Below are 6,595 nucleotides of genomic sequence, written 5' to 3' on the forward strand. Positions count from 1 at the left end.
ACCGCCGGGCTGGCCGCAGCCACCGGCTGAGACCTCCCCACAGGCCGCTACCGCGGCCCCAGACATGCCCCCACAGGCCCCAGACGACCCGACACAGGCAACCGGACACGGGCATCCAACCACCCGACCCGAAACGCCACTAGCGTCACCGACCCGACCCCGCGACAGCTTGCTCGTTACCGACCCGCGCTCCTAGGTCCGTGTCCTCGCGGCTCGGTGGACCGGGCGGGTGGGGCCGGTAGGAGCGGCGGCGGCGGAGCCACACCAGCGACGCCGCGGCGCTGACCTGCTCCGCTGTCTCACGCGGTAGCCAGCCACCGGCGACGCTGATCCCCGCGTCGGCCAGGACGTCGCCGTTTGGTGGCGTCAGGTTGCCGGCTTCATCCAGGGTTCCTGCCGCTGCCGGCTGCGCGGGCGGCGGTGGCGGTGCGGCGATCGCGTGGGAGCTGACGCCGAGGACGGCTGCGCCGGCGATGCCACCGGCGGTGGCTTGCCAGGGTGTCGGCAGCGGCATGCGCCGCAGCCACGACACGGTCGCGCTCAGGCGGGTCAGCACCCGGATCGCGACCGTGTAGGCGAGCAGGAGCCACACCAGCCACGCCGCGACGGTCAGCGCGGCAGTGAGGGTCTGCTCGGTCAGCGGGTGCTGCACCCACTCCCGTGCCTGCGCCGCGGTTGGCCAATCACGGATGGGTGGTCCGACCAGTGACAGCAGCACCATCGGAGGGCCGGCTAGAAGCGTGAGGACGAACAGCAGCGACATCAGCTGCCGTGGCCACCGCACCTCACCCGCCTCCACCCGGCGACATGCCAGCCCTGCCCGGTCCCGTAGACGGCGTGGCGGGAGCGGTCGGGGCGGGACGCAGGACGCGGCTCCACAGCCGAGCAGCCCACCAGGCCGCGACAGCGATGGCGTAGATGACGCCGAGCATCCCGGCGGCCCGCCTGCTCACGATTGCCGCCGAGATCACCGCGAGGGGGGCAGCGAGGATGAGGCGGAACATCAGGGGCGTCACCACTGCCATGACCACGGCGATGCCGAGGAGGAGACCGCCGACGCGGCCGGCGATGTCGATCCACAGGATCCGATCCGGCCACCGGTCGGCGGTCAGGGAGTACTGGATCAACCCCATGCCGAGCGTGGCGGCGACGATGGATCCGGTCGGCGCGGCCAGCAAGGCCGACCAGCCGCCGTGCGGGGCACGCCACTGCCGGGCGGCGACGACCGCCATCGCCACGGCCATCACCGACACCGGCGCGATCGGCCACAACGCCCACTGCAGGTACGGGCCTACCGGCATACCGAAGTATTGGCTGGTGACCACCGCGTACAGGCCAGCGATCGCCGCGCCGAGGGACACCGCGGCGAGGATCCCGACGCTGACCCTTCCCCCTTCGGTTCGGGTGCCGGGGGTGGGACTGCGGGCGGCGATCAGCGAGCCGAGGACCGTGCCCGCGGCCAGGCACGCCAGCAGGGCCATCACGGCCGCCATCGTGAACTCGCCCCAGTTCACACTCACCGAGTAGTAGACACCTAGCACCCCATGCTCCTCGGCGGTCAGGAGGCACTGCCAGATCAGGGCCAGCGACGCGAAGCCGGGCACCGCGATCGCCGCCGCCCGACGCACGGGTGGCACCGGCACCTCCACCCGCTCGACCGTTCCGGTATCGACGGCGCCGACGTCAGCGGCGCCTCTGGCCGCGACCAGCGCCGGCTCGGGCACGACTATGGGTGCGGCGCCTGTGCGCTCGGCGATCGCCGCCGCCAGGTGCGGTAGCTGGGCGCTGCCGCCCACACAGTAGATACCGGCGAGGTCGCCGACTGTGAGCTCGGCGGCGGCGACTGTCTCCTGCGTCAACTGCGCCACGCGCCAGGCCACCGGCCGGACGGCCTCGTCGAGCATCGCGCTGTTCGCTATGACCGGCGGCCGGTCCGGGAGCGGAACCGTGACAGCCGGATGGATCACCAACGCTTCCTTGGCCACCCGAACGCTGTCCCCCGCCGACGCGCGCTGACCCTCTCCCGTCGACGCGCCGATGAGGGCGTCGGCGAGCGCGTGATCGATTGCGGTGCCGCCAGCCGCCGCGTCGGCGAGGGTCGCGAGGACCTCGAACCCGGCCGGCCCGCGGCGCAGCACCGTCACCTCCGCGCCAGCGCCGACATCGCAGACGGCAAGGAACGCGCCGACCGGCACCCGCACACCAGTGGCGAGCAGATACTCGGCGACCGCCACCGGGGCCTCCACCAGACGCGGCTGCGGCAACCCCGCCCGGTGCGCGACCTGCCGCATCCAGGTCCGCCGCCGGGGCCCCCACCCCGCCGGGACCACCACCCGCACATCCCGCACCGGCTGACCGACGACCCGCTCGGCTTCGGCGGCGACCCTGCGCAGCGGCGACGCCGCCACCTCCAGCGCCTCTGCGCCAGCGTCGCCCGCCGCCGCACCCTCCACCGGGAGGCGCTGCTTCGGAATGAACGCTCCAGGCTGATCGGGTGCGGGCTGCCCCGCCGACGCCGCCCGCCCCTCAACGGGCGCGTACAACACGCTGGGCAGGTACGGAGCCCCGTCGAACGACAACACACACGCACTGCCGTCGGCCCACGCCAGGACAGCTCGGGTTCCAGCGCTGCCAGAATCGATCGACAACCGCACTTCCCCCGCCCCCATGCCCACAGTCAAACATGAGGATCACATTCACGTCATCCACCTGCCCGCTACCCGCGCGCCGGCATCCTCTCCAACGAGGACCTCGCCTTGCCTGCCCCACCAGACTCCGCAGCGCAGAACGGGACGTAAGCCGGGAGCCGGGGCGACGCCCAGGATCATCATGGAGTCACGAGCGCTCGCGCGGCGTACGGAATGCCTTGCCCTCTTTCTCCCCATTCCGCATTCCCTGGTCGGAAAAGACAAAACCTGTCCGTCTTACGCTGCCGCGAAGGGGTCCTTCATGGCTGTGTAAGACGCGGACGATCTTGCCGGGAAGCCGCGCGCTGTCGGCGGGGACTCCCGATAGCGGGGATTGCGGGAGACGAGTTCGACGCGCCCATGTCGGACTCGGCAAGTCCCGGAGAGCGGCGGGTGAGGACACGGGCTGGAAGGACGGCGCCGCAGGACGGCAAGATGGCGGCGTGACCGCCCCGACCCGGCCGCCCCTGGCCACCCTGGATGCGGTGCTCGAACGGCTGACCTACGTCAACGAGGAGACCGGCTACACGGTTGCCCGCGTCGCCACCGAGCGCGGCAGCGACCTGCTCACCGTGGTAGGCGCGCTACTCGGCGCGCAGCCGGGCGAGACGCTACGGCTACGCGGGCGCTGGTCGTCGCACCCGCGCTACGGCCGACAGTTCGAGGTCGACTCCTACACCACCGTGTTGCCGGCCACGATCCAGGGCATCCAGCGCTACCTCGGCTCCGGGCTGGTCAAGGGCATTGGCCCGGTGTTCGCCGAACGGATCGTCGCGCATTTCGGCCTGGACACCCTGCGGATCATCGAAGAAGAGCCCGCCCGCCTCGTTGAGGTGCCCGGGCTCGGCCCGAAACGCACGGCGAAGATCACCGCGGCGTGGGAGGAGCAGAAGGCCATCAAGGAAGTCATGGTCTTCCTGCAGGGCGTCGGCGTCTCCACCTCCCTGGCGGTGCGGATCTACAAGCAGTACGGCGACGCCTCCACCGACGTGGTCATCAAGGAGCCGTACCGGCTGGCCGCCGACGTTTGGGGCATCGGCTTCAAGACCGCCGACACCATCGCCCAAGCCGTCGGCATCCCGCACGACAGCCCCCAACGGGTCATGGCCGGACTGCAGTACACCCTGTCCGAGGCCACCGACAACGGCCACTGCTACCTGCCCGAACCCGACCTCATAGCGGACGCCACCAAGATCCTCGACGTGCCCGCCGACCTCGTCACCCGCTGCCTCGACGACCTTGTCGCCGACGAGGGCGTCGTCCGCGAGACTCTCCGCGCAGCCGGCGGACAGCCGGTGCAAGCGGTGTACCTGGTGCCGTTTCACCGCGCCGAGCAGTCCCTCGCCAACTCGCTGCGGCGCCTCCTGCACGACCGGGCCGACCGGCTACCCCACTTCGGGGGCGTCGACTGGACCAAAGCCCTGACCTGGCTGAAGGCCCGCACCGGCAACGACCTCGCCCCCGAGCAGGAACAGGCGGTCCGCCTCGCGCTGACCTCGAAGGTCGCGGTCCTCACCGGCGGGCCCGGCTGCGGCAAGAGCTTCACCGTCCGCTCCATCGTCGAACTCGCCGCCGCGAAGAAGGCCAAGGTCACCCTCGTCGCCCCGACCGGCCGGGCCGCCAAACGCCTGTCCGAGCTGACCGGCCACCCCGCCGCCACCGTGCACCGACTGCTGCAACTACGCCCCGGCGGGGACGCCTCCTACGATCGAGACAACCCTTTCGACGTCGACCTGCTCGTCGTCGACGAGGCGTCGATGCTCGATCTGATCCTGGCGAACAAGCTCGTCAAGGCCATCCCGCCGGGCGCGCACCTACTGTTGGTCGGCGACGTCGACCAGTTGCCCTCCGTCGGTGCCGGCGAGGTCCTGCGCGACCTACTCGCCGCACCGGTCATCCCTCGGGTGCGGCTGACACAAGTCTTCCGCCAGGCCGCCCAGTCCGGCGTGGTCACCAACGCCCACCGAATCAACGCCGGCCGCCCGCCCATTCTGCGGGGCTTGCCGGATTTCTTCCTGTTCGCCTGCGACGATACCGACGCCACCGCCGAACTCACCGTCGACGTCGCCTGCGCCCGAATCCCGGCCAAATTCCGGCTCGATCCGCGCCGCGACGTGCAGGTCCTCACTCCCATGCACCGCGGACCCGCTGGCGCCGGCGCGTTGAACACACTGCTACAGCAGCGGCTCACCCCGCACCGCGAGAACCAGCCCGAGCGGCGCATGGGCGGCCGAGTGTTCCGCGTCGGCGACAAGGTCACCCAGATCCGCAACAACTACGACAAGGGCCAGGCCGGGATCTTCAACGGCACCCTCGGCGTCGTCACCGCCCTCAGCGCTGAGGAGCAGACCCTGACAGTCCTTACCGACGAAGACGAGAGCATCGACTACGACTTCGACGAACTCGACGAACTCACCCACGCCTACGCCATGACCATCCACCGCTCCCAAGGCTCCGAGTACCCCGCCGTCGTCATCCCCCTGACCACCAGCGCCTGGATGATGCTGCAACGCAACCTGCTCTACACCGCCGTCACCCGCGCCAAACAACTCGTCGTCCTCGTCGGCTCCCGCCGCGCTCTCGCCGCCGCTGTGCGCACCGTCGGCGCCGGACGCCGCCACACCGCCCTCAATCATCGCCTCACCTGACGACGCGCGCCCGGGCATGGCGTTCCCCCCGCAGCCCCAGCTACTCCGCCCGCGCCGGTTCCAGCCGATCATCCTCATCAAACAGCACCGCTACCGCGGGTTCGCTTGTTCGGCCGCGTCGACGCTCGTGTCCGTACCTCGGGTCGAAGCCGAGCAGCGCGATGCGCAGGCCACCGACGCTGCTGTGGCGCAACCTCTCCGGCTGTGGATACGGCAAGGTCCAGACCGGCCGCGCGGGCGGATGGTTGAGGTAATCGGCGAAGGATCTCCGAGAGACGATGAAGGGACGCGATCTTCACGCCTGAGACGAGGAGACAGCGCTCATGTAGCCTCGAAGAGTGTCCTCGCCGATTCCTCACGGTGACCCCGCCAAGCGCATCCTCAGTCAACTCACGGCCTTGGTCGACGAGTTGGAGTCTGTGACTCCTCCGAGCCGAACCGCCGCGCGCAACTCGCTGCGAAATGCGCTGACGGCAGAGGCGACGCGGCTCGAACAGGCGGTAAGTCGCCTCGATCCAATCCTCAGACCGAGCAGCCTCTTCGACCCGAGCGCTCCGGCCACCACTGGTCGCATCGTCGCCCTGACGACGATCGCCCAGCAGCGACATCCGCTGGTCTCTCTTCAGCCCTTCTACGGTGCCGGCGTCTACGCCCTCTACTACAAGGGTCCGTTCGGCGCTTACTCCCTGCTCTCGGGAACGGAACAGCCGATATACGTCGGCAAGGCCGACCCAAAGAATGTCGCGGCGAAGGACGCGGTCAGTCAGGGAACGAGCCTGTTCGACCGCCTCAACGAGCATAGGAAGAACATCGCCAAGGCGACCTCGACGCTGCGCGCGGAGGACTTCGACTGCCGTTTCCTGATCGTGCAGACGGGTTATCAGCGCGCTGCCGAGGAGTACCTCATCAACTTTTTCAAGCCCATCTGGAACAACGAGATGAGGATCTGCTACGGCCTGGGCAAGCACGGGGACAGCGCCACCACTCGCGCGAACAAGCGATCCCCCTGGGATACCCTTCACCCTGGCAGAGGATGGGCCGGTGGCCTCATGGAGAACCAGAAACCGGAGAGCCAGATCAGAGGGACTGTACAAATAACGGCTGATCGACCGATCAAGGGAGAGACGCCAGATGACGACCGAGACGACCGTGGGACAGCCGGCCGCCGAGCCGGTGGGTGCGGTGACGGATGAGCAGTTGATCGCGATGCTGGCCGATCGGGCTCGTGGGGACGGGCTGCGGTTGACCGGGGAGGGTGGG

The 6,595-nt window shown here is 69.7% G+C and carries 4 protein-coding genes; 2 read left to right on the top strand and 2 right to left on the bottom strand.

The features are described from left to right. Window positions 1–145: 145 nt before the first annotated feature. Together F8271_RS28990 and F8271_RS28995 are read right to left on the bottom strand one after the other, a co-directional pair. Complete coding sequence (locus F8271_RS28990; protein WP_151493014.1) at window positions 146–784, bottom strand: hypothetical protein; 639 nt, start codon at window positions 782–784, stop codon at window positions 146–148. Window position 785: 1 nt separating this feature from the next. After that, window positions 786–2,582, bottom strand: a complete 1,797-nt coding sequence (locus tag F8271_RS28995; protein ID WP_225854838.1) for an Hsp70 family protein — start codon at window positions 2,580–2,582, stop codon at window positions 786–788. 548 nt (window positions 2,583–3,130) lie between these two features. Here F8271_RS28995 and F8271_RS29000 point away from each other — a divergent pair. Both F8271_RS29000 and F8271_RS29005 read left to right on the top strand, forming a co-directional pair. Beyond that, a complete protein-coding gene (locus F8271_RS29000; protein ID WP_151493016.1) occupies window positions 3,131–5,335 on the top strand; it encodes an ATP-dependent RecD-like DNA helicase in 2,205 nt (734 codons plus the stop codon). A 338-nt stretch (window positions 5,336–5,673) separates the two neighbouring features. Then, window positions 5,674–6,528, top strand: coding sequence for an Eco29kI family restriction endonuclease (locus F8271_RS29005; protein ID WP_225854839.1), 855 nt, complete (start codon window positions 5,674–5,676; stop codon window positions 6,526–6,528). The last annotated feature ends 67 nt before the right edge of the window (window positions 6,529–6,595 follow it).

It is taken from the genome of Micromonospora sp. ALFpr18c, from assembly GCF_008868155.1.
In the GTDB taxonomy this organism is placed as follows: Bacteria; Actinomycetota; Actinomycetes; order Mycobacteriales; family Micromonosporaceae; genus Micromonospora.